Annotated in this window: 22 protein-coding genes and 1 pseudogene; 16 read left to right on the forward strand and 7 right to left on the reverse strand. The window is 72.2% G+C overall.

The features are described from left to right. Positions 1-30 precede the first annotated feature (30 nt). Positions 31-318 (reverse strand): iron-sulfur cluster biosynthesis family protein, encoded by a 288-nt coding sequence (locus tag ACFKCF_RS07100; RefSeq protein ID WP_185074102.1) that lies wholly within the window; start codon positions 316-318, stop codon positions 31-33. Positions 319-441: 123 nt separating this feature from the next. Here ACFKCF_RS07100 and fxlM point away from each other — a divergent pair, with 123 nt between their 5' ends. Beyond that, on the forward strand, positions 442-1,611 hold the full coding sequence (fxlM, locus tag ACFKCF_RS07105) for a methyltransferase, FxLD system (RefSeq protein WP_394491866.1): 1,170 nt from the start codon (positions 442-444) through the stop codon (positions 1,609-1,611). 87 nt (positions 1,612-1,698) lie between these two features. Here fxlM and ACFKCF_RS07110 read toward each other — a convergent pair whose 3' ends face one another. Further along, positions 1,699-2,157: a pyridoxamine 5'-phosphate oxidase family protein gene (locus tag ACFKCF_RS07110; RefSeq protein WP_394491868.1), complete on the reverse strand. Its 459-nt coding sequence runs from the start codon at positions 2,155-2,157 to the stop codon at positions 1,699-1,701. A 186-nt stretch (positions 2,158-2,343) separates the two neighbouring features. Here ACFKCF_RS07110 and ACFKCF_RS07115 point away from each other — a divergent pair, with 186 nt between their 5' ends. Then, entirely contained in the window at positions 2,344-2,979 is a 636-nt protein-coding gene (locus tag ACFKCF_RS07115; RefSeq protein ID WP_394491870.1) for a DUF4142 domain-containing protein, read from the forward strand. Here ACFKCF_RS07115 and ACFKCF_RS07120 read toward each other — a convergent pair. After that, positions 2,967-4,673 (reverse strand): sialidase family protein, encoded by a 1,707-nt coding sequence (locus ACFKCF_RS07120; RefSeq protein WP_394491872.1) that lies wholly within the window; start codon positions 4,671-4,673, stop codon positions 2,967-2,969. The genes ACFKCF_RS07115 and ACFKCF_RS07120 overlap by 13 nt on opposite strands. Before the next feature lie 240 nt (positions 4,674-4,913). On the opposite strand from ACFKCF_RS07120, the gene ACFKCF_RS07125 reads away from it, so the two are divergent. From ACFKCF_RS07125 to ACFKCF_RS07170, 10 genes and pseudogenes are all read left to right on the forward strand, one after another. Then, complete coding sequence (locus tag ACFKCF_RS07125; RefSeq protein ID WP_394491874.1) at positions 4,914-5,810, forward strand: hypothetical protein; 897 nt, start codon at positions 4,914-4,916, stop codon at positions 5,808-5,810. A 69-nt stretch (positions 5,811-5,879) separates the two neighbouring features. Further along, complete coding sequence (locus tag ACFKCF_RS07130; protein WP_394491876.1) at positions 5,880-6,128, forward strand: hypothetical protein; 249 nt, start codon at positions 5,880-5,882, stop codon at positions 6,126-6,128. Positions 6,129-6,145: 17 nt separating this feature from the next. Beyond that, entirely contained in the window at positions 6,146-7,546 is a 1,401-nt protein-coding gene (locus tag ACFKCF_RS07135) for an FAD-binding oxidoreductase (protein ID WP_394491878.1), read from the forward strand. 118 nt (positions 7,547-7,664) lie between these two features. Further along, entirely contained in the window at positions 7,665-9,233 is a 1,569-nt protein-coding gene (locus tag ACFKCF_RS07140; protein WP_394491880.1) for an MFS transporter, read from the forward strand. 26 nt (positions 9,234-9,259) lie between these two features. Further along, complete coding sequence (locus ACFKCF_RS07145) at positions 9,260-10,381, forward strand: FAD-dependent monooxygenase (RefSeq protein WP_394491881.1); 1,122 nt, start codon at positions 9,260-9,262, stop codon at positions 10,379-10,381. Positions 10,382-10,608: 227 nt separating this feature from the next. Continuing rightward, a complete protein-coding gene (locus ACFKCF_RS07150) occupies positions 10,609-11,643 on the forward strand; it encodes a fatty acid desaturase family protein (RefSeq protein WP_394491883.1) in 1,035 nt (344 codons plus the stop codon). Between the two features lie 109 nt (positions 11,644-11,752). Continuing rightward, on the forward strand, positions 11,753-12,235 hold the full coding sequence (locus tag ACFKCF_RS07155; protein WP_394491885.1) for a cation:proton antiporter regulatory subunit: 483 nt from the start codon (positions 11,753-11,755) through the stop codon (positions 12,233-12,235). Between the two features lie 89 nt (positions 12,236-12,324). Continuing rightward, positions 12,325-13,221, forward strand: a pseudogene (locus ACFKCF_RS07160) (cation:proton antiporter); the annotation flags it as partial. Positions 13,222-13,429: 208 nt separating this feature from the next. Further along, positions 13,430-14,023, forward strand: coding sequence for a pentapeptide repeat-containing protein (locus ACFKCF_RS07165; RefSeq protein WP_394491887.1), 594 nt, complete (start codon positions 13,430-13,432; stop codon positions 14,021-14,023). Between the two features lie 52 nt (positions 14,024-14,075). After that, positions 14,076-15,935 (forward strand): hypothetical protein, encoded by a 1,860-nt coding sequence (locus tag ACFKCF_RS07170; RefSeq protein WP_394491889.1) that lies wholly within the window; start codon positions 14,076-14,078, stop codon positions 15,933-15,935. 6 nt (positions 15,936-15,941) lie between these two features. On the opposite strand, the gene ACFKCF_RS07175 is transcribed toward ACFKCF_RS07170, so the two are convergent. Then, the gene (locus tag ACFKCF_RS07175) at positions 15,942-16,799 is read right to left on the reverse strand and encodes a helix-turn-helix domain-containing protein (RefSeq protein WP_394491891.1); all 858 of its coding nucleotides are present in this window, start codon (positions 16,797-16,799) and stop codon (positions 15,942-15,944) included. Positions 16,800-16,912: 113 nt separating this feature from the next. Between ACFKCF_RS07175 and ACFKCF_RS07180 the strand changes: the two genes are divergently transcribed. Then, a complete protein-coding gene (locus tag ACFKCF_RS07180) occupies positions 16,913-17,497 on the forward strand; it encodes an NADPH-dependent FMN reductase (RefSeq protein ID WP_394491893.1) in 585 nt (194 codons plus the stop codon). Positions 17,498-17,501: 4 nt separating this feature from the next. On the opposite strand, the gene ACFKCF_RS07185 is transcribed toward ACFKCF_RS07180, so the two are convergent. The 3 genes from ACFKCF_RS07185 to ACFKCF_RS07195 form a co-directional block, all read right to left on the reverse strand. Beyond that, positions 17,502-18,491, reverse strand: coding sequence for a hypothetical protein (locus ACFKCF_RS07185; protein ID WP_394491895.1), 990 nt, complete (start codon positions 18,489-18,491; stop codon positions 17,502-17,504). Next, the gene (locus ACFKCF_RS07190; protein ID WP_394491897.1) at positions 18,481-19,071 is read right to left on the reverse strand and encodes a copper resistance protein CopC; all 591 of its coding nucleotides are present in this window, start codon (positions 19,069-19,071) and stop codon (positions 18,481-18,483) included. Before ACFKCF_RS07190 ends, ACFKCF_RS07185 begins: the two co-directional genes overlap by 11 nt. Positions 19,072-19,167: 96 nt before the next feature. Then, positions 19,168-19,719, reverse strand: coding sequence for a hypothetical protein (locus ACFKCF_RS07195; RefSeq protein ID WP_394491899.1), 552 nt, complete (start codon positions 19,717-19,719; stop codon positions 19,168-19,170). A gap of 430 nt (positions 19,720-20,149) precedes the next feature. Between ACFKCF_RS07195 and ACFKCF_RS07200 the strand changes: the two genes are divergently transcribed. From ACFKCF_RS07200 to ACFKCF_RS07210, 3 genes are all read left to right on the forward strand, one after another. Continuing rightward, a complete protein-coding gene (locus ACFKCF_RS07200; RefSeq protein WP_394491901.1) occupies positions 20,150-20,872 on the forward strand; it encodes a hypothetical protein in 723 nt (240 codons plus the stop codon). Between the two features lie 99 nt (positions 20,873-20,971). Then, entirely contained in the window at positions 20,972-21,616 is a 645-nt protein-coding gene (locus ACFKCF_RS07205; protein ID WP_394491903.1) for a response regulator transcription factor, read from the forward strand. 93 nt (positions 21,617-21,709) lie between these two features. Beyond that, complete coding sequence (locus tag ACFKCF_RS07210) at positions 21,710-22,138, forward strand: ATP-binding protein (RefSeq protein WP_394491905.1); 429 nt, start codon at positions 21,710-21,712, stop codon at positions 22,136-22,138. Positions 22,139-22,165: the final 27 nt, after the last annotated feature.

The raw sequence follows: 22,165 nt of genomic DNA on the forward strand, positions 1-22,165 counted from the left end.
CGTGCCGGTGCGGCACGGCGGGCGCCCATGTCACGCCATCTGGTCCTTGACCAGGAACGAGACGCTTCCCTGGTCGTCGGCTCCGGCGTCCAGTGACTTGTCCTCCAATACGGTGGCGGCCACGGGGTCGAGGTAGACGCGCGCCCCCTCGGTCTCGACGACCTCGTCGGCCGGCTCCGGAGCGGTGGCCAGCGTAAGGGTGAGCGAACTCGCGCCCTCTCCCTGAGACGAGATGCGGATCCCGCTCTGAGAAGGTTCGGGCGCAGACGAGGTCAGATCGCGGATCGCCTGGGCTGCGTTGGCTGTCAGGGTGAGCACTACGGCTCCTCCTCACGGTCGACGTTCAGGAGTTGCCTGCCCTTCCCCCGACTCACCGGCCCAACCCTCTTTGACTGTTTCTTTACTCAGATTTCCTGGAGCTCCCTATGGAGAATGGGAGCCATGGACTTCGCGGAGCAGAGGCAGGCCATGGTGGCGCAGCTGCGGGAACGCCAGGACATCAGCGATCCCGTGGCCGCCGCGCTGCTGGCGGTGCCGCGCCACCTCTTCGTGCCCGGCGTCGACCCCGAGGCCGCCTACCGCGACGCGCCCATCGTCACCAAGCGTGACGAAGCGGGCCGGCCGATCAGCTCGTCCTCGCAGCCCGCGATCATGGCCACCATGCTCGACCAGCTCGGCGTCGAGCCTGGGCACCGGGTGCTGGAGATCGGCGCGGGCACCGGCTACAACGCGGCGCTGCTGGCCCGGCTCGCCGGGCCCGCCGGGCATGTGGTGAGCGTCGACCTCGACGAGGACATCGTCGCGCGGGCCAGAGGGCACCTGTCCGCCGCCGGGGCGGCGCGGGTGGAGGCGGTGTGCGCGGACGGCGTCCAGGGGTACGCGGAGCGGGCCCCGTACGACCGCGTGATCGCCACGGTCGGCGTGTGGGACCTGGCCCCGGCGTGGCTGGAGCAGCTGGGGGAGGGCGGGCGGCTGGTGGCGCCGCTCGACCTGCGGGGCATGCAGGTGTCGGTGGCCCTCCAACGCGCCGGTGACCACTGGGCCAGCCGGTCGGTGGCGCCGTGCGGGTTCATGCGGATGCGCGGGGCGTTCGCCGGGCCCGAGGCGAGCGTGGTGCTGCGCCAGGATCCCGAGCTCGTGCTGGGCCTGCCCGAGTGGCGCGAGATCGGCGACGTGCTGGCCGCGCTCGACGCCGAGCCGGCCGAGGTCGCCGTCGACGGGGGCGAGGCGGCGGCGTACGGGCCGGGCGTCTCGCTGTGGCTGGCCCTGCGCGACTCCCGGTGCTGCGTCCTGACCGGCAGGCTGGGGCGGGGGTACGGGATGAGCGTCGGCCTCGTCGAAGGCCACTCCATCGCGTTGCTCGGAGGGCAGGGCGCGCACGTGGCCGGCGGCCGGGGGCCCACCGGCCCGGGTCTCGCCGCCCAGGGCCATGGACCCGGCGGCGCCGAGCTGGCGGCCGACCTGGCCGGGCACGTGCGAGCGTGGCACGAGGCGGGCCGCCCGGGGGTGAGCGACATGCGCATCCACGCCTATCCCGGGCACGCCCACGGCGACGGGAAGGGAACGGTCATCCCGAAGCGCCACACGACCCTGGTGGTCACCTTCGGCTGACCGCTCACACGCCGTGGCGGACCCGCAGGCGACCGCTCACCCCCCTTCGCCGATCTTCGGCCGGCCGATCTTTTGGCTGGCCGATCTTCAGCTGACCGTCCACTCGCCGTCGCGGATGAGGTCGCGGCCGCGCAGCTCGTTCGCCTCGCGCCAGGCCTGCAGGCGGACCGGCGTGATGCGGAAGTAGTGGTACGGCTCGGGCTCCTTGCGCGGGTCGAAGCCCGACTTCGCCGCGAACGCGTCGCCGACCTCGGCCGGGATCTCGGCATCGGGGATGGCCTCGGCCATGCCCTCGACGAGGACGACGTCGCGCACCAGCCCCACGCCCACGCGCAGCCGTCCGGAGGCGAGCAGGTTGCGGGCGGTCTGGCTGGCGCTGGTGGTGGAGATCAGCAGGGTCGCGCCGTCCCAGAGGAATGACAACGGCACCAGGTACGGCCCCCCGCCCTCGTCCGCCGTGGCCACCCAGGCGTCCACGTCATGCTCCAGCCGGTCGAGGGTGTCCCGCTTGCGCTGGTGGGGCGGGCGGGGGTCTGGGTGGGTCATCCGTGCTCCGGTCGCATCGGCCTCATGGTCGTCGCCATTATCGATGACGGCCCGCGGTGTGGCGGGCGGCGGTGGATCGCGGCAGGCGGTGGGGGTGGACGGGCTCGGAGGTGAAATGTCGGATATTGGGGGAAGGGTGATTACTGTCTGTATTTGATGTGTATCACCCTGTCATAGGAAATGCTCATGCGCACATTGTTGCTGGCCGCCGTGGCCCTCGCCGCTCTCGGGGGCTGCGCCGACGTGCCGACGGACACCGCCGGCCTGGCGCCGCGTACCGACACACAGCCCTCCGAGCAGGACAAGGCCTGGATGCGGGCCATCCACGAGGGCAACCTGGCCGAGGTCCAGGCCGGGCAGCTCGGGGTGGGCAAGGGTAGCTCGGCGCGGATCAAGTCGATCGGCAAGATGCTCGTCGCCGACCACACCAAGCTCGACACGAAGGTGACCAGGGCGGCCACGCAGCTCCACATCGCGCTGCCCATGTCCCCGAGCGCCGACCAGCGTGCCATGCTGGCCGAGCTGCAGGACTCGCCGCCCAACGAGTTCGACCAGGACTTCACCGCCGCCATGATCAACGCGCACCAGGAGGCGCTGGCGGCCACGAAGGTCGAGATCTCCCGCGGGACCTCGCCGACGGTGGTGGCGCTGGCCAGGACGGCGGAGCCGGCGCTGGTGGCGCACCTGACCGCGCTGCGGCAGCCCGGGGGCGGCCAGACCACGCAGACGCCTACCGGGTCGCCTACCGGGTCGCCCACGGAGTCGCCCACCGGCACGCCGACGCAGACGTCCCTGGGGCCGGAGACGCCTCACGGCGAGTAGAGCTCGAGCTCGTTGAGCATGCTGCACGTCCGGCCGAGCTCCGGCCCGCAGCCGGAGGTCGGCTCGGTGACGATCTTGATGTGCCGGCCCGTGCGGTCGATCGCCTCGTACCGCATCGCGTAGTCCGTCCGGTCCGTGATCGTGACGACGGGCTCGCCCCAGGAGCGGCCGTCCTTGGAGACGTACACGCGGGCCCCGGCCGGATGGCCCGGGCGCAGGCTCAGGCCGATCCGGGTCAGGGCGTACTGGCGGTCCAGGTGCAGCACGTACCGGCCGCGGCCCTTGGCGACGGCGCTCGACCAGTAGCCGGTGCTGCCGTCGAAGGCCCCGCCGGGGCGGCTCCTGGGGCGGCCGGTCCAGCGCATGGTCGTCTCGACGCTCAGCCGGCCGGTCCGGCGCATGGCGGCCAGGTCCAGCAGGCCGGGACCAGGAGGGTCGATCGTGAACAGCTGCCGCTTGATCGCGTACCAGCCGTGGTTCTCGAAGCGCCCGTGCGCCGGGCAGGCGGTCTCGTCCAGCAGGCCGCTGGGACGCACGCCGGGCAGCTTGCAGTTGTCGAACACCTGGATCAGCCGGTGCGGGCCGAGGGCCGCGATCCCGGTGTAGCCGGAGGAGCCGTGGACGGGCCAGATGCCGTCGCGGTTGTGGTAAGTCACCCGCGGCTCCAGCCACTCCTCACCGAGCCCGTCGGGGGAGGCAGCCATCCAGTTGTCCGGGCGCCCGGCGCTGAGCACGAGGACGCCGTCCGGCATCAGCAGCAGCCGTGGCGCCACGCCGCGGACCACGCAGTCCTGCCCCGCGAAGCGCAGCTCGCGGACCGGCGACCAGGTGCGCCCGCCGTCGGTGGAGCGGCTCTGGTGCAGCGTGGAGAACCGGCCGCCGTCGCGGCGCAGCACCGCCAGCAGGCTGCCGTCCATCGTCTGCGCGACGCTCGCCTCGTTGTAGACCAACCCGTCGGAGGGTGGCGCGATCACGCCGCGCCGCTCGAACGTCCGGCCGCCGTCCCGGCTGGCGTACAGCTCCGCCTGGTACGTCCCCGTGTCGCCGTACTGGGCGTACATCGTGATGAGGATCGTGCCGTCGGCGAGCTGCACCGGCAGCCCGTGCGTGGCCCCGCCGGGCAGCAGGTCGCCGGGCGTGGTCAGCGTCGCCTCCGAGCGCACCCAGCTCTCCCCGTCCTCCAGCGACGAGGTGGTGAGCACGCCCAGCGTGCCCGAGTGCGGGCTGGTGACCTGCAGGTAGTACTCGGTGGCGAAGTACCGGCCGTCGAGCAGCTGGATGGGGGCCTCGCGGAGCGGCGTCACGTTCGCCGGGCCGAACGAGAGCCCGCCGTCGTCGGAGAGCGCGACCGAGTTGGTGAGGGTGACGATCTGGTCCACGTTCGTGGTGAAGGTGCTGATCACCTTCTGCCGGGGAGCTCCGCCGGGGCCCACGACGTCGAGGACCGAGACGTTCGGGAAGCCCGCGAAGTCGAGCCGTTCGGACTCGGTCGGCTCCCGGTCGACGGGCGGCGGATTGGGATGAATCCAGTCTGGTGAGGAAGCAGTATCGATCAGGTAAGCCTCGCCCGGGATGGACGGCTGGGAGTGATCCGGTAGCTCGCAGTAACCGGCCGCCGCCTGCGCCGCGTCGGGCGGCGCGGGCAGTCCCGCGGCCACCGACAAGGCCACGACCACGGATCTTGGCACCCACACCGGCTCGCTCCCCGCATGACTCCCGAACTGACCGAACCGTTCGGACTCTAGATGATCCACGCTCCGTAACACCGGATTCACCTGCGGGAAGTCGCGGGTTCACGACTGCCGCCGATCGGGCGGCGAGTGATCCATGCTGGTTTGGTTAAGTACCAGTTGACAGAAAACCCGTGTCTGACGACGATCGGGACGGCACTATTAAGTGTCAATTTACGTAAGGCCGTCGGGAGGTGGCCCCAGATGAGCATCGAGCCGAGGGCGAGAGTGGCCCCAGAGCGAGTGCTGCCAGGCCCGGTGCCCCTGGCGCCGGAGACAGCCGCCCAGCAACGGGTGGTTCAGCGGATCTGCGCCAGGGTGGCACCCGCCGGCGTGGACGTCGGCGTCGACGAAGTACCCCCGGGCGGCCTGCAGGTGTGGATCGACACCCCGGTGCCGGTGGCCGCGCAGGAGTCCTGGGTGCTCTACCACCGCATGGCGCGCGAGGTCGCGCTCGTCGGCTGGCACTGCGAGGCCGACGCCGACCGCCTGCTGGTCCTCGGCTGGAGCGCCGCCTGCCTGCACAACCGCGTACGCCTGCTCCAGAGCGGGCTGCGCCGGCTGACCGACTTCGAATCGACCGCGCAGCGGGCCGTGCAGCTCGAAGGGCGGCGCCCGGACCAGCCCGCCACCGAGGTCGTCGCCGCCGTGAACGCCTCGATCGAGCGGCGGCTGCGCTGGCCCGAGCGGCTGGCCGAGCTCGACGGGTTCGAGCGCAGCTCGGGGCTGGCACACCTGCAGCTGCTCCTCGCCCAGGTCATCGGATTGGAGGCGAAGGTCTCGGCCGCCTGCGCGGAGCACCTCGTCATGGCCCGGGTGCTGGCGCGGGCCGTCTGCGAGCAGTACGCCCGCCACTCCGACCTGTCGCGTGCCCAGCGCGACGTGCTGGCGGAGTCCCGCCGTTGGGTGCACGCCAGCTCCATGATCCGAGGCTCGGCCGGCGCCCGGCCGGGCACCGGCGGCACCGCCGGCCGTCCCCACATGGGGCTGGCGGAGCGCCGCATCGCCGCGAGCGTCATCAACCACGGCGTGCCGCGGGCGACCCCCGCGGCCGTCACTCCGGTGGTCGACCACCTCGACCACAAGGAGGGCGCACGCTGACCCAGATCCGCTCAACGGCGAGCGGTCGCCCGGAAAAACCCCATCGAGTCCGGTAGGAGAGCTCCCGTCATGCGAACCCCCCCGCACCTGCCCGCCAGAACCATCCGCGACACCCGGGACACCGACACCATCCGGCCCCGCCGGCACCCCTACGGCCTGCACGAGGTCCCCGTGCAGGCGGCGCCGCTCGGAACCCTCGACCTCCCCGACGCTCCCGCCGAGCCCGACGAGTACGTCGAGCAGCGGCTGCTCGGCATCAGGGAGATGTCCAACCAGGCCATCGGCTCCATCGACGACCTGCTCCAGCACACCGCGTGAGCCGAAAGAGGAGAGTCATGCAGGGACTAGAGCGACTGGAGCTGAAGTCGCACGACGTCGGGGGCCACCAACCGCGTTCCGTGGCGGGCATCGACGCGCCGCGCAGCCTCGACGAGGTACGCGCGCTCGTACGGCAGTCCATGAGGACCGGCCGCCGCCTCTACCCGATCAGCACCGGCAAGAACTGGGGCATGGGCTCGGCCGTGCCGGTCACCGACGACAACCTGGTCGTCGACCTGAGCGGCATGAACCGCATCCGCAGCCTCGACCTGGAGGCCGGCTTCGCGGTCATCGAACCCGGGGTGACCCAGGCCCAGCTCGCCCAGGCGCTGCACGACACCCCCTGGATGCTGAACGTCACCAACTCCTGCGCCGACACCTCCGTCGTGGGCAACGCCCTGGACCGCGGCGACGGCACCTTCCGCTCCCGGGTGCACGACGTGGCCGGGCTGGAGGCCGTGCTGGCCGACGGCAGCGTGGTCACCACCGGCGGGCTCGACCCGGCGGGGCGCTACCACGGCCGGGTCGCCGGGCCCGACCTGACGCCCGCCTTCGTCCAGCACAACCTGGGCATCGTCACCGCCATGGCGGTCGCCCTCGTGCCGCGCCCGCAGACCGTCGGCCTCGTCCACGGCCGCATCCCGCGCGACCAGGTCGGCGTCGCGCTCGACGCGATCGCCGGTTTCCTGCGCCGCGGCAACCCCGCCGACGGGATGTTGCGCGTGCGCGAGCTGGCGCTCGTTCCGAGCCACGGCGACTGGTTCCTGCCCAGGGGCGTCGACCCCGGCCTGTTCACCGTCATGGGGCCGCTGCTCGGCAGCGACGCCGCCGTCGAACTGGCCGAGGAACTGCTGCGCAAGGCGCTCATCGAGGTCGAGGGCGCCGAGGCGCTGCGCGTGGTCGACGCGGCCGAGGTGGGCCCCGACGACCCGCTCTACCCGAGGGCGCTCATGTCCCAGGGCATCCCCACCTGCCTGGGGGTGCGCAACGCCCTGCGCGTCACCTCCTGCGACCAGATCGACGAGGGCCAGACCGGCTTCCTGGCGTTGATGCCGCTGATGCCGACGCACGCCCGCAGGACCGAACACATCCTGGCCGCCCTCCAGACGGCCGTGGACGCGCACACCACCGCGCTCATGGTCGAGTGGAACCTCGTCAGCCGGCACATGGCCAACGGCGTCATCCAGATCTTCTTCGAACGGGGCGTGCCGGATGCCCCCTACCGCGCCCACCAGCTCCGCAACGACGGCAACTGCCTGCTGCGCAGCCACGGGTGCGCCATCTACCGCTCGGACATCGACCACGCCGCGGCCGACGTGTGGTCGGAGACCAGCACCGCCAGCCTGGGCATGCTGCACCGGCTCAAGACCGCCCTCGACCCGGACGGCCTGCTCTCGCCCGGCCGCTACGGCGCCTGACCACTCGGGCCCGACTCGGGCCTGACCGTTCGTGCACAACCGAAGGACCCACCTCTGCCGGTCGCACAGCCGGAGTGTGCCGGTCGGCGGAGACCACTCATAGCTTGGAGGTGACCACGTGCGTCCGTCACCAGCGCGGGGGACGAGCACCATCGACCGTCGTCACGCCGTGATGCTGCGGCTGGTCGGTGCGGGTGTCATGTTGACGGTGATGGCCGACACCACGGCCACCACCCTGGCAGTCGGAGTCCTGCGGTACACACCCGCCGGGGCCGGCATGCCGCTGGGCGACCTGGTCTGGCTGACCAGCGCGGCGTTCATCCCGATCGCGGCGCTGCTGGCCACCGCGGGCCGCTGGGCGGACCTGTTCGGCCGCCGACGGGTCCTGGCCGTAGGGCTCGTGGTGTTCGTCCTGGGCGGTGTCGCCACCGTCCTGGTGGACTCCTGGTCGTACGTCCTGGCGGCCCGGGCCGTCCAGGGCGCCGGTGCCGCGGCGATGATCCCGGCCAGCCTCGGGCTGCTGCTCGGAGAGCTGCCGGAGTCGCAGCGGCGCGGCGCGATCGCTCTGTGGAGCTCCGCCTCCGGGCTGGGCTGCCTGCTCATGCAGGCGGGCGGCGGCTGGCTGGTCGTCTCCGTCGGCTGGCGGGCCCTGTTCGTTCCCGACGTCGTCATCGGCGTCGCGCTCCTGATCGCCTGCGCCGCGCTTCCGCCGGGTAAGCGCGCCGTGGCCAGGGGCCTGCCGGACGTCCTCGGCGCGTGGCTGCTCGCCGCGGGCATCGCGGTCATCGTGCTGGCCATCTCCAAGGCGATGGCCTGGGGCATGGACGTGGTGTGGCTGGCGCTGGCCGCGCTCGCCCTGCTGGGCGGCGCGCTCGCGCAGGCCAAGCACCACCGCCTGCCCGCGATCGACCTGGCCCTGTGGCGGCGTCCCAGATTCGTCTGGGGCTGGCTGGCGACCTGGGGCTTCGGCGCCCTTTCGTACGGGCTGCTGACCGTGCAGCCGCTGTACCTGCTCCACCTGGGCTACCCCATGCTCGAGGTGGCCATGTGGCTGACACCCACGTCGGTGGCGGTCGTCGTGACGAGCTTCCTGGCCGGGCGGATCGTCAAGCGGGTCGGCGCGTACGGGCTGATCTACGCGGGATCGCTGCTGTGCGGCGGCGCCTGCGTGCTCGTGCTGACGCAGGCCGGGCCCACCGTGTGGGGCCTGGTCGCCAGCGTCGTGGTCGGCATCGGCGTCGGCGCGCTCGCGCCGGGCACCTCCGTCGCCACCACCCTGGCCGCCCGCCCCCACCAGTACGCCTCCGCCGTCGGCGCGGCCACCATGGCCCGCATGGTCGGCGGGGCCGTCGGCGTCGCAGTCGTGTCGGTCGTCATCGACCACCCGTTCATGACCGGCCCCTTCGCGGGGCTGGCCGGCGCGCTCGCGATGTGCGTGGCCATCTCCGTGCTGATCGGCGCACTGGCCCTCACCAAGATCACCCGGCTGCGGACCGACCCGGGCGACGTCATGATCAAGGTTCCGCGCAGGATGCTGCTGGAGCTGCGCATGACTCTCGCCACCGTGGCGGCGGAGGCCGACGCGTTGCTGCCTGCCGAGACCCGCACACCCCCCACGGACCACATCCCGCGGCCGCGGGCGGCCGAGCCAGGCCCGCTCGCCGGTTTCCGCGGGAACCCGAACTAGTTCAAACACTCGAAAGGGCTTTCGTCATGGCAACCACATCGTGCGACGTAGCGATCGTCGGCGCCGGGCTCGGCGGCTGCTTCCTCGCCTTGCTGCTGGGTCGCCGCGGCCGTCGCGTCGTCGTCATCGAGCAGGGACCATCGATCCCCAGCGCGGGCGCGGACTTCCTCAAGCCACCCGGGCTCCGGGTGCTGGCCCGGCACGGGCTGGCCGACCTGGTCGGACGCCATGGCCTCAGGCGCGACACCATCCGCTACTACCACGACGGCGACCCCATCCAGGAGTGCCGCTTCCCGGACGGGGGCTTCCTCGTCCGCCCCTACCGGGAGCTGGTCGAGCTCATCTACACGAGCTGCGTCATGGAGGGCGTCGACTTCTGGTTCGACGCCAGCATCGACGACATCGCGATCGGTGACGGCCGCGTGGAGGAGCTGACGCTGTCGAACGGGCGCCGGCTGCGGGCCGGCGTCGTGATCGGCGCCGACGGCACCAAGTCGGCCGTACGGCAGGCGCTCGACATCGAGCAGCGCACGCTGCCGTACGAGCGGCTGCTGATGCGGGTGGCCACCGTCCCGCTGACCGCCAGCGTCGCCCAGCTCAACCGGCTCTACTTCAGCTCGGAAGGCTGGTTCACCTACCTCTACCCGATCAACAGGGACCAGGCCAGGGTGTTCGTCGGCCTGCCCCCCGAGGAGGACAAGGAGATCTTCCAGGACGGCATCCCCGCGCTGCTCGACGAGCTGAAGAAGTTCGTCACCGACAGCTCGGACGCCTTCAACGCCCTCCAGCCCGCGACCTGGCAGCGGATCAAGGTCTCCTCGATGCGGGTGTCGGAATACCACAAGGGCAACGCGGCGCTCCTGGGCTCGGCCGCGTTCGCCTGCCACCCCATGACTGGGATGGGCATGAGCTACACGCTGCACGACGCGGAGCTCCTGGCCGACGTCATCTGCGCGGCCGGCGGCGACGCGGACCTGCTGGAGCGGCTGCTGTCGGCCCGCTACGAGCCCCGCAGGGAAGCCCACAGGCAGCTGATCGACTACGGGGACGCCCTGGCCGCGACCTTCCACGACCGGGACGCCTACCTCGCGGCCTTCCGCCCGGAGCTGCACATCTACGGCGACGCCGCGGCCCTGCAGCCGATCTGAGCCGGTGTCCCCGCCGCCCGCCATTCCCCACCAGGTGAGGTCGTCCAGTGCCACGCTGAGTGCGATGGGCCGGCCCTATCCCCAGGCGGCGGGGGCGCCCATCGGGCGCCCCCGAAGGTAGGGCGTGCACTACCAAGAGAACGGGTGACAGCGGGGGTCCGCCGGGCCACCGTCTCTCGCGATGCTGATGAGTGATCACATACGACTCGTCAGCATCGGAGAGAAATGTGGGGACTGTGGGGACCGCCGCCGTTCAGCGCGGCAGTGACTTCGCGAGGCTGTCACGCCGCATCGCCGAGGCGGGGCTGCTGGACAAGCGGCCAGGCTATTACGCGGCCAGGATCAGCCTGGTGGCCGGCCTGTTCGCGGGGAGCTGGGCGCTGTTCGCCACGGCCGGCGACTCCTGGTGGCAGATCCCGGTCGCGGTGCTGCTCGCCGTCGCCTTCGCCCAGGTGACGCTCCTGGCCCACGACCTGGCGCACGGGCAGATCTCCCGCTCGCGGCGCACCAGCAGGATCGCCGGGCTGCTGGTGGGCAACCTGGCCGTCGGCCTCAGCTACGGCTGGTGGATGGACAAGCACACGCGCCACCACGCCAATCCCAACCATGAGGAGCACGACCCCGACGTCGCGCCCGACATCCTGATCTGGTCGCAGAAGCAGGCCGCGGAGGCGCGCGGGATACCCCGGTTCATCGGGCGTTGGCAGGCGTTCCTGTTCTTCCCGCTGCTCACCCTCGAAGGCGTGAACCTGAAGGTGTCGAGCTTCCGCGCGCTGCGCCGCCCCTCGCTCAAGAGCAGAGGGCTCGAAGGGCTGCTGCTGACCGCGCACGTGCTCCTCTACCTGGGGGCGGTGTTCCTGGTGCTGCCCTTCGGCACGGCGCTGGTCTTCGTGGCCGTGCACCAGGCCTGCTATGGCGTCTACCTCGGCTGCACGTTCGCGCCCAACCACAAGGGCATGCCGGTCCTGACCGCCGAGGACGAGCTGGACTTCCTCCGCCGCCAGGTCCTGACCTCCAGGAACGTACGCGGCGGGCGCGTGGTCAATACCGCGCTCGGTGGCCTGAACTACCAGATCGAGCACCACCTGTTCCCCAGCATGCCGACCGCGAACCTGCGCAGGGCGCAGCCCATCGTCCGCGAGTACTGCGAGCGGCTCGGCGTCGACTACGTCGAATGTGGCCTGTTCGCGTCGTGGGGCCAGGCCCTGCGGCACCTGCACGAGGCCGGCCGCCCGCTACGCGAGGGATCGGCGGGAGCGTAGCGACCAGAGCGGGGGAAGGCGACCGAGCCCGCCTCTGCGGAGCAGAGGCCATAAACAGGTGTTGGTAGGGTTTAGTCGCAAATAGGCGGATCTGAGCGGGTGGGGATAGGTGGAGGTCGAACAGACAGCGCTGCCGGGGATCGGGCTACGACACGACTTCACCACCCGCAAAGGACAGCGGGTCGGCGTCGTGTCCCACCGCACGGGCCGCCGTGACCTGGTGATCTACGACGCGGACGATCCCGACGCCGTCTGCCACGTGGTCAAGCTCAACGACGAGGAGGCCGACGCCCTGGCCGAGCTCCTCGGCGCCCCCCGCATCGTGCAGCGACTCAACCAGCTGCACGAGCAGGTCGAGGGCCTGGTCAGCGTGCAGCTGCCCATCCCCGACGGCTCCCCCTACGCCGGGCGTCCCATGGGCGACGCCCGCGTGCGGACCCGTACCAGCGCCTCCATCGTGGCCGTCGTGCGCGGCGGGCGGGTCTTCGCCAGCCCCGGCCCCGACTTCGTGTTCGCCGCGGGTGACGTCGTGGTCGTCGTGGGCAGCGAGGACACCACCGCCGAGGTGGCCGGCATCCTGGCGGACGGGTAGGGCCGCGGGTGCACCATACCGCGATCCTCTTCCTCGAGTTCGGTGCCATAGTCCTCGCCCTGGGAATCCTGGGCGCCCTCGCGCTGCGCGTGGGCATCTCGCCCATCCCGCTCTACCTGATCGCCGGCCTGGCGTTCGGGACCGGCGGGGTGCTGCCGCTGGCGACCAGCGACGACTTCGTCTCCGTCGGCGCGGAACTGGGCGTCGTCCTGCTGCTGCTGACGCTCGGCCTGGAGTACAACGCCGACGAACTGGTCACCAGCCTGACCGGCAACATCCGCGCGGGCATCGTCGACCTGGTGCTGAACGCCGCCCCCGGCGCGATCTGCGCGTTATTGCTGGGCTGGGGCCCGGTCGCGGCCGTGGCCATGGCGGGCGTCACGTACGCCACCTCCTCGGGCATCACCGCCAAGGTGCTGTCCGACCTGGGGTGGATCGGTAACCGGGAGACGCCGACGGTGCTGTCGCTGCTGGTCTTCGAGGACCTGACGATGGCCGTCTACCTGCCGATCCTGACGACCATCCTGGCCGGGGTGAGCCTGGCCAGCGGGGCGATCGCGGTGGGCGTCGCGCTGCTGACCGTGAGCGTGGTGCTGGTCGTGGCGCTCAAGTTCGGGCGCTTCATCGAGGCGTTCGTGGCCAGCCCCAACAACGAGGTGCTGCTGCTCAAGGTGGTCGGGCTCGCCCTGCTCGTGGCCGGGCTCGCCCAGCAGCTGAACGTGTCGGCGGCGGTCGGCGCGTTCCTGGTCGGGATCGCGCTGTCCGGCGAGCTCGCCGAGGACGCGCAGGCGCTGCTGGCGCCGCTGCGCGACCTGTTCGCGGCGGTGTTCTTCGTCTTCTTCGGGCTCCAGACCGATCCGGCGAAGATCCTGCCGGTGGCGGGGCTGGCCGCGCTGCTCGCCCTGGTCGGCATGGTCACCAAGCTGCTGACCGGCGTGTACGCGGCCAGGCGGGCGGGCATCGCCAAGGCGGGCCAGGCGCGGGCGGGCATCGCGCTGATCCCGCGCGGCGAGTTCAACATCGTCATCGCGGGCCTGGCGGGGGGGGGGGGGGGGCCGGCGCCCACCCCGACCTGGGCGCGCTGGCGGCGGCGTACGTCCTCATCCTGGCGGCCTTCGGACCCCTGGCGGCCAAGCTCGTGCAACCGCTCATCACCTCCATCGCCAAGCGGTCCTGATCCGCTAGTTTGTTCGCATGACCCAGCCCACCGAGAAGACGATCTGGTCCACCGACTGGGACAGCGTGGAGATCTCCGGCGAGAGCCATCGCCGGGTGCTGTTCCAGGACGTGGACATGACCGAGCTGGTCGACCACGGCTCCTCCTTCGAGGAGTGCCACTTCAGCAACGTGCGCTTCAACGTGTCGGTCCACGACGACGCCCGCTTCGTCAACTGCACGTTCACGCGGTGCTCGTTCTTCGACGCGACGTTCGACGGGTGCAAGCTGACCGGCAGCGTGTTCGACGGGTGCACGTACGGGCTGCTCAAGGTCGAGGGCGGCGACTGGTCGTACGTCGGCCTGGCCAACGCCGACCTGCGGGGCAGCGTCTTCCGCGGCACCCGGCTGCGGGAGGCCGACCTGTCGGGCGCCCGGCTGGAGGGCGCCGAGCTGCGGCGGGCCGACCTGTCGGGGGCGTCGCTGCGCGGCGCCGACCTGACGCGGTGCGACCTGCGCGGCAGCGACCTGAGCACGCTCGACCCGCTCACCGTCACGCTCAAGAACGCGGTCATCGACCCCTTCCAGGCGACGGTCGTGGCCGGCGCCCTGGGGCTCGACGTACGCGAGTAGGCGGCCACCGGGATCGGCTGCGGATCTCCGGCGGGCAGCGCAGTATGTCCGTGTGAAAATCACCGATCTCCACCCGGCCGAGCGGGCCGTGGCCGAAGCCGTGCCCCACGGCAGGGAAGTCGACCTGCGCTCGGGCGACCTCGACCCGGTCGTGCGCGCGCAGGCCCTGGCCGAGGTGCTCCTCGGCGAGCACGACGGGCCCAAGCCCGCGCTGCGCCTCATCGGCGCCCGGATCACCGGCCTGCTCCACCTGGCCTTCGCCGAGATCGGCTTCCCGGTCACCCTTGAGCAGTGCGCGTTCGACGAGACGCCCGACCTGTACCAGACGCGCACCCGGTTCCTCAGCCTGAGCGGCTCCACGCTGCCCGGCCTGATCGCCTCGAACCTCCAGGTCGACGGCAACCTGCGGCTGGCCGGCTGCCACGTCACCGGCGAGCTGCGCCTGTCCGGCGCCCGCGTCAGCGGCAACCTCAACCTCAACCGCGCCCACCTGGAGAACCCGGGCGGGGCCGTCGTCAACGGCGAGCACCTCGACGTCGGCGGCAACCTGCGGGCCCAGGACGGCTTCAGCAGCCACGGCGAGATCATCCTCACGGCCGCCCGGATCGGCGCCGCCGTCAACCTCGACGAGGCCCGCCTGCACGCGCCCGGCGGCATGGCCTTCGAAGCGTCCAACCTGACCGCCCAGGTGGGCCTGTTCGCGCGGAGGATGACCGTCGACGGGGAGATCTGCGTGCGCTCCGCCCGCGTCGGAGGGCCGCTCACGTTGCGCGGCTCGCGCGTGCGCAACCCCGGCGGCATCGCCGTGCGCGGTGGCGGGCTCAACGCCGAGGGCGGCCTGTTCCTGTCGCTGGTCGAGACCGAGGGCCAGATACGCCTGGGGAGCGCCGCCGTCGCCCGCTCGCTCAACCTCGACGGCGCCACCCTGCGCAACCCGGGCGGCGTGGCCCTGGCCGGCGACGGCCTCACGGTGGACGGCGCCCTGCACGCCCGCGACGGGATGACCGCGGAGGGCGAGATCAGCCTGCTCGACGCCTCCGTCACCGGCCCCGCCCACTTCGAGGGCGCCCGGCTGGCCAACCCCGGCGGCTCCGCCCTGACCGCCAACGGCATCACGGTCGGCAAGGTGCTCAACCTCTGCAGCGGCTTCTCGGCGCAGGGCCGGGTCCGGCTGACCAACGCCCAGGTCGGCAGCCGCCTGTGCTTCGACGACGCCACGCTGGAGGCCCCCGGCGAGGTGGCGCTCAAATGCTGGCGGGTGGAGGCGCGCGAGCTGGCCCTGCGCACCGCCGTACCCGTTCAGGGCACGGTGGAGCTGCGCCACGCGCGCATCGGCGTCCTGCGCGACGACCCCGGCGTCTGGCCGGACGCGATGCGCATGGACGGGCTCGCTTACGACGTGCTCGACCCCATGCTGCCCGCCGCCAGACGGCTCGGCTGGCTGGGCAGGGATCCCGAGGGCTACCTGCCGAACGCGTACGAGCAGCTCGCCGCGATGTACCGGCGGCTGGGCAGCGACGCCGACGCCCGCGACACGCTGCTGGCCGGCCAGCAGCGGCGGCGCGCCACCCTCCCGTGGTACGCCGGGTTCTGGGGTCACCTCCAGGACGCCACCGTCGGGTACGGCTTCCGCCCCTTACGCGCGGCCGCCTGGCTGCTGGCGCTCCTGGCCGTGGGCACGACCGTGTTCGGCCTGGCCGAGCCGCCGCCGCTGAAGCCGGGGGAGGCCCCGCCGTTCCACCCGCTCGTCTACACGCTGGACCTGCTGCTGCCGATCATCGACTTCGGGCAGGAGAAGGCGTTCAACCCCGGCGGCGGGACGCAGTGGCTCGCGTACGGGCTGATCGCCGCCGGCTGGGTGCTGGCCACGACGATCGCCGCGGGCCTGACCAGGTCGCTGCGCCGTGCGTAGCGGCGGTCAGCCGCTCACGGCCCGCAGGGCGCCCGGGAGGCGGCCTGTCAGCCGGTCGAGCGCGGCCGAGGTGGCGGCGTCGGCCGGCAGGTAGACGATCAGCCGCTGGTCGTCGTAGGAGAGCTCGAGCTGCTCGCGCTTGAGCCGCAGCTCCCCGGCCAGCGGATGCGCCAGCCGTTCCACGGGAGCCGGCAGCGGCGGGGCGGCCGGCCGGGCCGGCCGCCCGCTGAACGCCTCGCCCGCCGCGAACGACAGCTCCGCGACCAGCTCCTCCGCGAACGGGTCGGCCCTGGCGGCCGCCAGCTTGAGCGCGGTCGCGTGCTCGTCGGCCACGCGGTCCCAGTCGGGGTAGGCGGCCCTGGCCCGCGGGTCGGCGAACACGTACCTGACCATGTTGGGCGGATCGCCGTCGAGCAGCCCGACCGGGCCGTACAGCCGCTCGAACCCCGTGGTGCGGGCGAGCACCTCGCCCACCCGGTCGAGCAGCACCGCGGGCGCGGGCTCCAGCCGGTCGAGCACCGCTCGCACCGTCGGGCGCACCGTGCGGGCCGGTGCCTCGCCCGCGGCCGGGCACAGCAGCGCGTCGCCGCTGGCCACCTTGGCCAGCTGGCGCAGGTGGACGCGCTCCTCGGGCGTCAGCCGCAGCGCCTCGGCCAGCGTGATGATCACCTGCGTGGACGGGTTGCGGTCGCGGCCCTGCTCCAGCCTGGTCAGGTATTCGACGCTCACGCCCGCCAGGGTGGCCAGCTCGGACCTGCGCAGGCCCGGCGTGCGCCGCCGCGTCCCGCCGGGCAGCCCGACGTCCTCCGGCTTGACGGCCTCCCGGCGGGAGCGCAGGAACGCCCCCAGTTCGTTGTCACCCACAGGCCACGAGTGTAGGCCCGGCGCCCGGCCCGTATCGTGGCCCCGCGAGGGCCAGTCTCAGCGCGGTCTCCCTTGCCCGCCCGGCGTCCACGAGCCTGGGGCGCATGGAGAACATGACATTGGCAGTGATCACCGGCAGCGTTCGCGAAGGGCGGTTCGGCCCCAGGATCACGGAGTGGCTCACGGAGCGGGCACGCACGCACGGGCTGTTCGACCTCGACGTGATCGACCTGGCGCTGACGCCGCTGCCCGCGGTGATGCCCGCCACCCCCGAGGAACTGGCCGACGTGGAGTCCCGCCCGGCGGCGCTCAGGCGGCTGGCCGCGCGGCTGGCGGCGGCGGACGCGTTCGCGGTGGTGACGCCGGAGTACAACCACAGTTTCCCGGCCTCGCTCAAGAGCGCCATCGACTGGCACTTCTCGGCGTGGATGGCCAAGCCGGTCGCGCTCGTCTCCTACGGCGGGTACGGCGGCGGGGTGCGGGCGGCCGAGCACCTGCGGCCGGTCTTCGCCGAGGTGCACGCCGTGACGATCCGCAACACGATCAGCTTCGACCAGCACTGGAGCCGGTTCGGCCCCGACGGCGAGCTGCTGGACCCGGAGGGGCCCGACGTCGCCGCCAAGGCGCTGCTCGACCAGCTCGGCTGGTGGAGCGGGGTGCTGCGGGACGCCCGCCGGACCACCCCCTACGTGGCCTGAGGCCCTAACACAGGGCCATCGCGGTCTGCCACACGCCGGGCAGCGCCGCCAGGACCAGGTCTCCCTTGCGGCGGCGGTCCCGGCGCGTCTCGGCCCCGAGGTCGGCCAGGAGCTCGCGGAAGCCGTCCTCATACCCCTGCTCGCCCGCCGCGGCCCGCTTGGCCAGGCAGCGCGCGTAGGTGGCCACCAGCCAGAAGACCGCCTCCCGGTGCAGGCCGCTCCGGATGAGCTCGCGGGTGCCGTCGATGGCGATGGGCCGCGCCGGCGGGGTGATGTCCGAGTCGAACGGGTAGGAGGGGACGCGGACGGCCGCCGCGGCGTCGAACACCTTCTCCAGCACGGCCAGGTGCCGTTCGACCCGGGCCGCGCTCAGGTGCGCGGCGCCCAGCAGTTCGAGCAGGCTCTCGTGGAAGTCCAGCCGCCCGTGCTCGGCGAGCATGTCGCGCACGGCCACGTAGCGGCGCCGGATCGTGGGGTTGCGCAGCGCCGCCACCAGCAGCACGTGGGTGGTCACCCCGGTGCCGAACAGCCACGAGTTGACCTGGTCGGGCAGGGGCGCCCGCTCGTCGATGCCGTTGATGAACCCGCGCACCCGGTCCATGGCGTTGGTGCACCGGGCCAGGATCCACGGCCGCTCGGCGAAGTCGCGCGAGACCACCCGCTGGATCTCGGTCAGCCGCCCGGAGGGATCGGCCAGCACGCAGGGGAGGTGGAAGCTGCCGGCCAGGTGGTAGTCGCTCAGCACCTCGTGCGTGGAGCCCACCTCGGAGATGGAGGAGACCTCCAGCAGGACCCCGCGGTAGGCGAACTTGCCCAGGCGGGCGGGCTGGTCCGCGATCACCATGACGTCCACGTCCGAGGTCGCGGCCAGCTCGGCGGCCGGGTCGGCCCACAGGGCCGACCCGGTCAGGAAGGCCCCGTCGAAGCCCGGCAGCGCGGCGCCTTCCTCCAGCACCCACTGCCGAGCGATCTGTCTGGCTTCCTCAATCCGCATCCACTTCCTCCCGATCTGGGCCGCGGCGCGCGGTCCGGATCAGAACGAACGCGCCCAGCACGACAAGCACCACCAGCCCGCCCCAGATCCAGCCGGGAACCCCCGCGGATGCCGCGGGGGGCTCGCCGGCCGCCGCGGCGGACCCGACCGCCTGGGGCGGCGTGCTCGCCGTCGGCCCCCCGCCGATGGACGAGGGCGAAGCCGATGGAGAAGGTGATCCTTTCACGCTGAAGGGGATCTCGCCCTCAATGGGATGCCCGTCGGACGAAACGACACGCCAGGCGATGACGTACGGGCCCGGCGGGAGCGGCTGCGGGACGTCGGTGAGCACCTTCGGCCCGTCGAGCACCGGCTTGCCGAGCGGGACCTCCTTGCCCGCCGCGTCGTGCAGCACGACGAACGGGAACTTCACGCTCGCGCTGTATTCGAGCTCGATCTCGTCGACCGAGTCGACCTGGGAATCCTTCGCGGGCGAGCTGCTCTTGAGCGCGTCGTGCGCGAACGCCGGCGAAGCCGGAAATATCAGGATGAGGGCGCACGCGAGTGCCGCCCCGATGAGGTGTCGTGGCAGGAACGCCATGATGGGTCTCCAGAACGATCTCCCGGACTCGCGCGTGGCGCCGTCCGGACACAGGCAAGGGTACGCGCCCGCCGGGCGCGCCAAGGGACTCGTGCTTCAGCCGAAGTGCCTCGGCCCAGGGGGTGGGCCGCGCCTGAGGATCGCGCCGGAAACGGTCCTTCCCGCGTACGCGGTCAGGTAGGGGGTGACCGGCCGCCACGAGGGCCACCCGGCCTCGGCGGGGACGGCGGCGAGGAGCGGGACGATCGGCCGCGGTGCGCCGTACAGGCGGATCAGGAGCCACAGCGCCCGCTCGCCCCGGTGCAGCCACCAGGCCGTCAGCGCCGCCAGCGTGAGATGGACCAGCGCCATGCCGGGCGCGGGATGCCCGTGCGCCGGACCGGCGCCGGCGACGGGCGTGAGCCGCTCGAAGAGCTGGTGCATCAGCATCTGGGTGCTCACGGTCGCCACCAGCACCGCCGCCGGGCCGCGCTCGCGCCCGTCGATCAGGTACGCCAGCCCGAGCGCGGCCAGCACCCCCGCCAGGTAGACCTCGAACGGCACGAGGCCGCCGCCCGCCAGCGCGTGCCCGCCCGCCGACACCGCGCCGCAGACCGTCGCGAACACGACGGCCCGCGCGAGACGCAGCACTGACGACGCGGAGGGCACAGCCGATATTCTCCTGGAAGGTCGGGAGAAAGTCTCAGATTTCCCTCGGAAATGACCGTCCTGGCCGGTACGGGCGGCCCCGCGATCGGCGTCGTAGCAGGTCATCCGGCCCTTGTCCGGCTCTTCGGACACAGACCCGGCGACGCCGGAACACCGCGATGTGGGTTTGTGGAAGGGACGATCTGATATTGACACTTTTTCACCGGCGCTTTCCCAGCATGGGATATTCGCCTGCGGCGTGGCGTTGAAGAGCGCCTCGTCGCAACTGTAACCATCGTACCGATCTTGTCGGCCCGCTCGGCGGGCGGCACAGGCCGGAACCTGGCCTGACGCATCCCGAAAGGTACGGTACATGTCCACTCCCAATTCACGGACAAATGCCCCAGCCAATTCCGCCCGGACGAAGGCGCGTCACGCGATGAGATGGGCGATGAGCGGCTCACTTTCGATGGCCCTGGTCGCCGCCCTGGTGCCGGCCGCGAGAGCGGACGACGACGACACCGACCGCCGCAGCGACCGCACCGCCGACGCCGCGGAAACCGCCCAGACCGCCGAGGCCGCCGACACCGCCAACACCGCGGACACCACCGACGACCGCCGCCTCCGGCGCCACCGCCACCGCCACTTCCCCCTCATCCACGGTGACCGATGCAGCCCGCACCTCTTCTTCAAGGTGCACACGCTCTCTCCGCGGAACTTCTTCCTGCCCCGCACCAACTACGTCGACGGGCCCGGCGGCACGGTCACGGCGTCGGTCACGCGGGAGCACGAGGTCCGCGCGTTCCTGGAGACCGAGAACGAGAGGCGCAAGGCCGTCTCCACGAACGAACCGCTCACCCGCGTGGAACCGATCACCACCCAGGAAGTGGTGCGCGAGATGCGCCGGATGGGCCTTCCGCACCTCGAAGAGCGTCACATGGTCTTCACCGGCCACGAATACAGCCGGGAGATCACCAAGGGGATGTACGGCCATCTGTGGTACCGCGTCTTCGGCTACCGCGTCGGCTGGTCGGCCTGGCAGGTGATGGGCACGTGCCGCGACGTCAAGGTCGCCAGCGGATTCGCCAACATCCCCGCCAGGGTCGAGGGGTGGCGCTACTGGGAGACCAAGTATCCGACCTTCAAGCACCGCCGCCTGCCCTGGAAGCCGTGAGCGTACGGCGCCGTTGGCCATGGGCGCGCGGGGCGTGGGACACTTGGCCGGCGTGCGCCCGCGCGGGCGCGGAAACCGCGGACAGAGGCAGCGGCAGACATGGCGACTTCCCCGCCGATCCGGGTGGTGCTCGTGGAGGATCACGCCATGGTCGCCGAGGCCATCGGGCTGGCGCTGGAGCGGGTGCCCGAGATCGAGGTGGTGGCCCAGACCGGCAGCATCGCCGGGGCGGTGGCCGAGACCGGCAGGTTCCAGCCGGATGTCGTCGTGCTCGACCGGCGGCTGCCCGACGGCGACGGGATCGCGGCCATCGGGAGGATGGTGGCGGCGGCGCCCAAGGTGCGGGTGCTGGTGCTGACCGGCGAGGCGACCGTTTCCGTGGCGGCCCGGGCGGTGGCGGCCGGGGGGGCCGGGCTGGTGGTGAAGTCGTCCCGGCTGGGCGAGCTGGAGTCGGCGGTGCGGGAGGTGGCGGCCGGCGGGGTGGTGTTCGCGCCCGGGCTGCTGCCCGGGGTGCTCGACCGGCTGACCGGGCGCGCGGGACGCCTGGGGTCGGCGCTGACGGCCCGCGAGCGGGAGACGCTGCTGCTCCTGGCCGAGGGCATGGGCGCGCGCGAGATCGGCGAACGGCTCGGCGTGGCCCGCAACACGGCGCGCAACCACGTGCAGCACGTGCTGGAGAAGCTGGGAGCCAGGACGAAGCTGGAGGCGGTCGCGCTGGCCCGCAGGGAAGGGCTGCTCGACTGACGCATTTGCACCATCTCGCGTCCCACAGGTGTACCAGGCGGCCTGGCGCGGATGCGTCTCGTGATCGGATTGTGGCTCCCCGAAAGTAGAGGGGTGGTCAGCGAGAAGACCGGGCAGTACCAGGTTGACACGCCTCTGCCGAAGGAGATGGGCAGCATCACGGCGGCGCGCCGGATCGTCCGCCGGGCCCTTGCCGAGTGCGGCTACCAGGGCCACCACGAGGACGTCCTGCTCGTCGTGTCCGAGCTGGTGACCAACGCGCTCGTGCACGGCGACGGCCCGCCGTGCCTGAGGATGCGGGGTGGCGCGACACGGGTGCGGATCGAGGTGAGCGACGCCGGAGAGCGGCTGCCCGAGCCGCGCGAGCCCGGTCCGTCGAACGGCTGGGGGCTGCACGTCGTCCGGCTCCTGTCCATCGACTGGGGGACCATGCCCGTCGACGGCGAGACGGGCGGGAAAGTGGTGTGGTGCGAGCTGGCGCCCCGCCTCGCCCCGCTCCAGGCCCGCGCTTACGACAGCTAACCTGGCGGCAGGTTTGGGTCCTCGGGC

Source organism: Nonomuraea sp. JJY05 (assembly GCF_043496855.1).
GTDB lineage: Bacteria > Actinomycetota > Actinomycetes > Streptosporangiales > Streptosporangiaceae > Nonomuraea.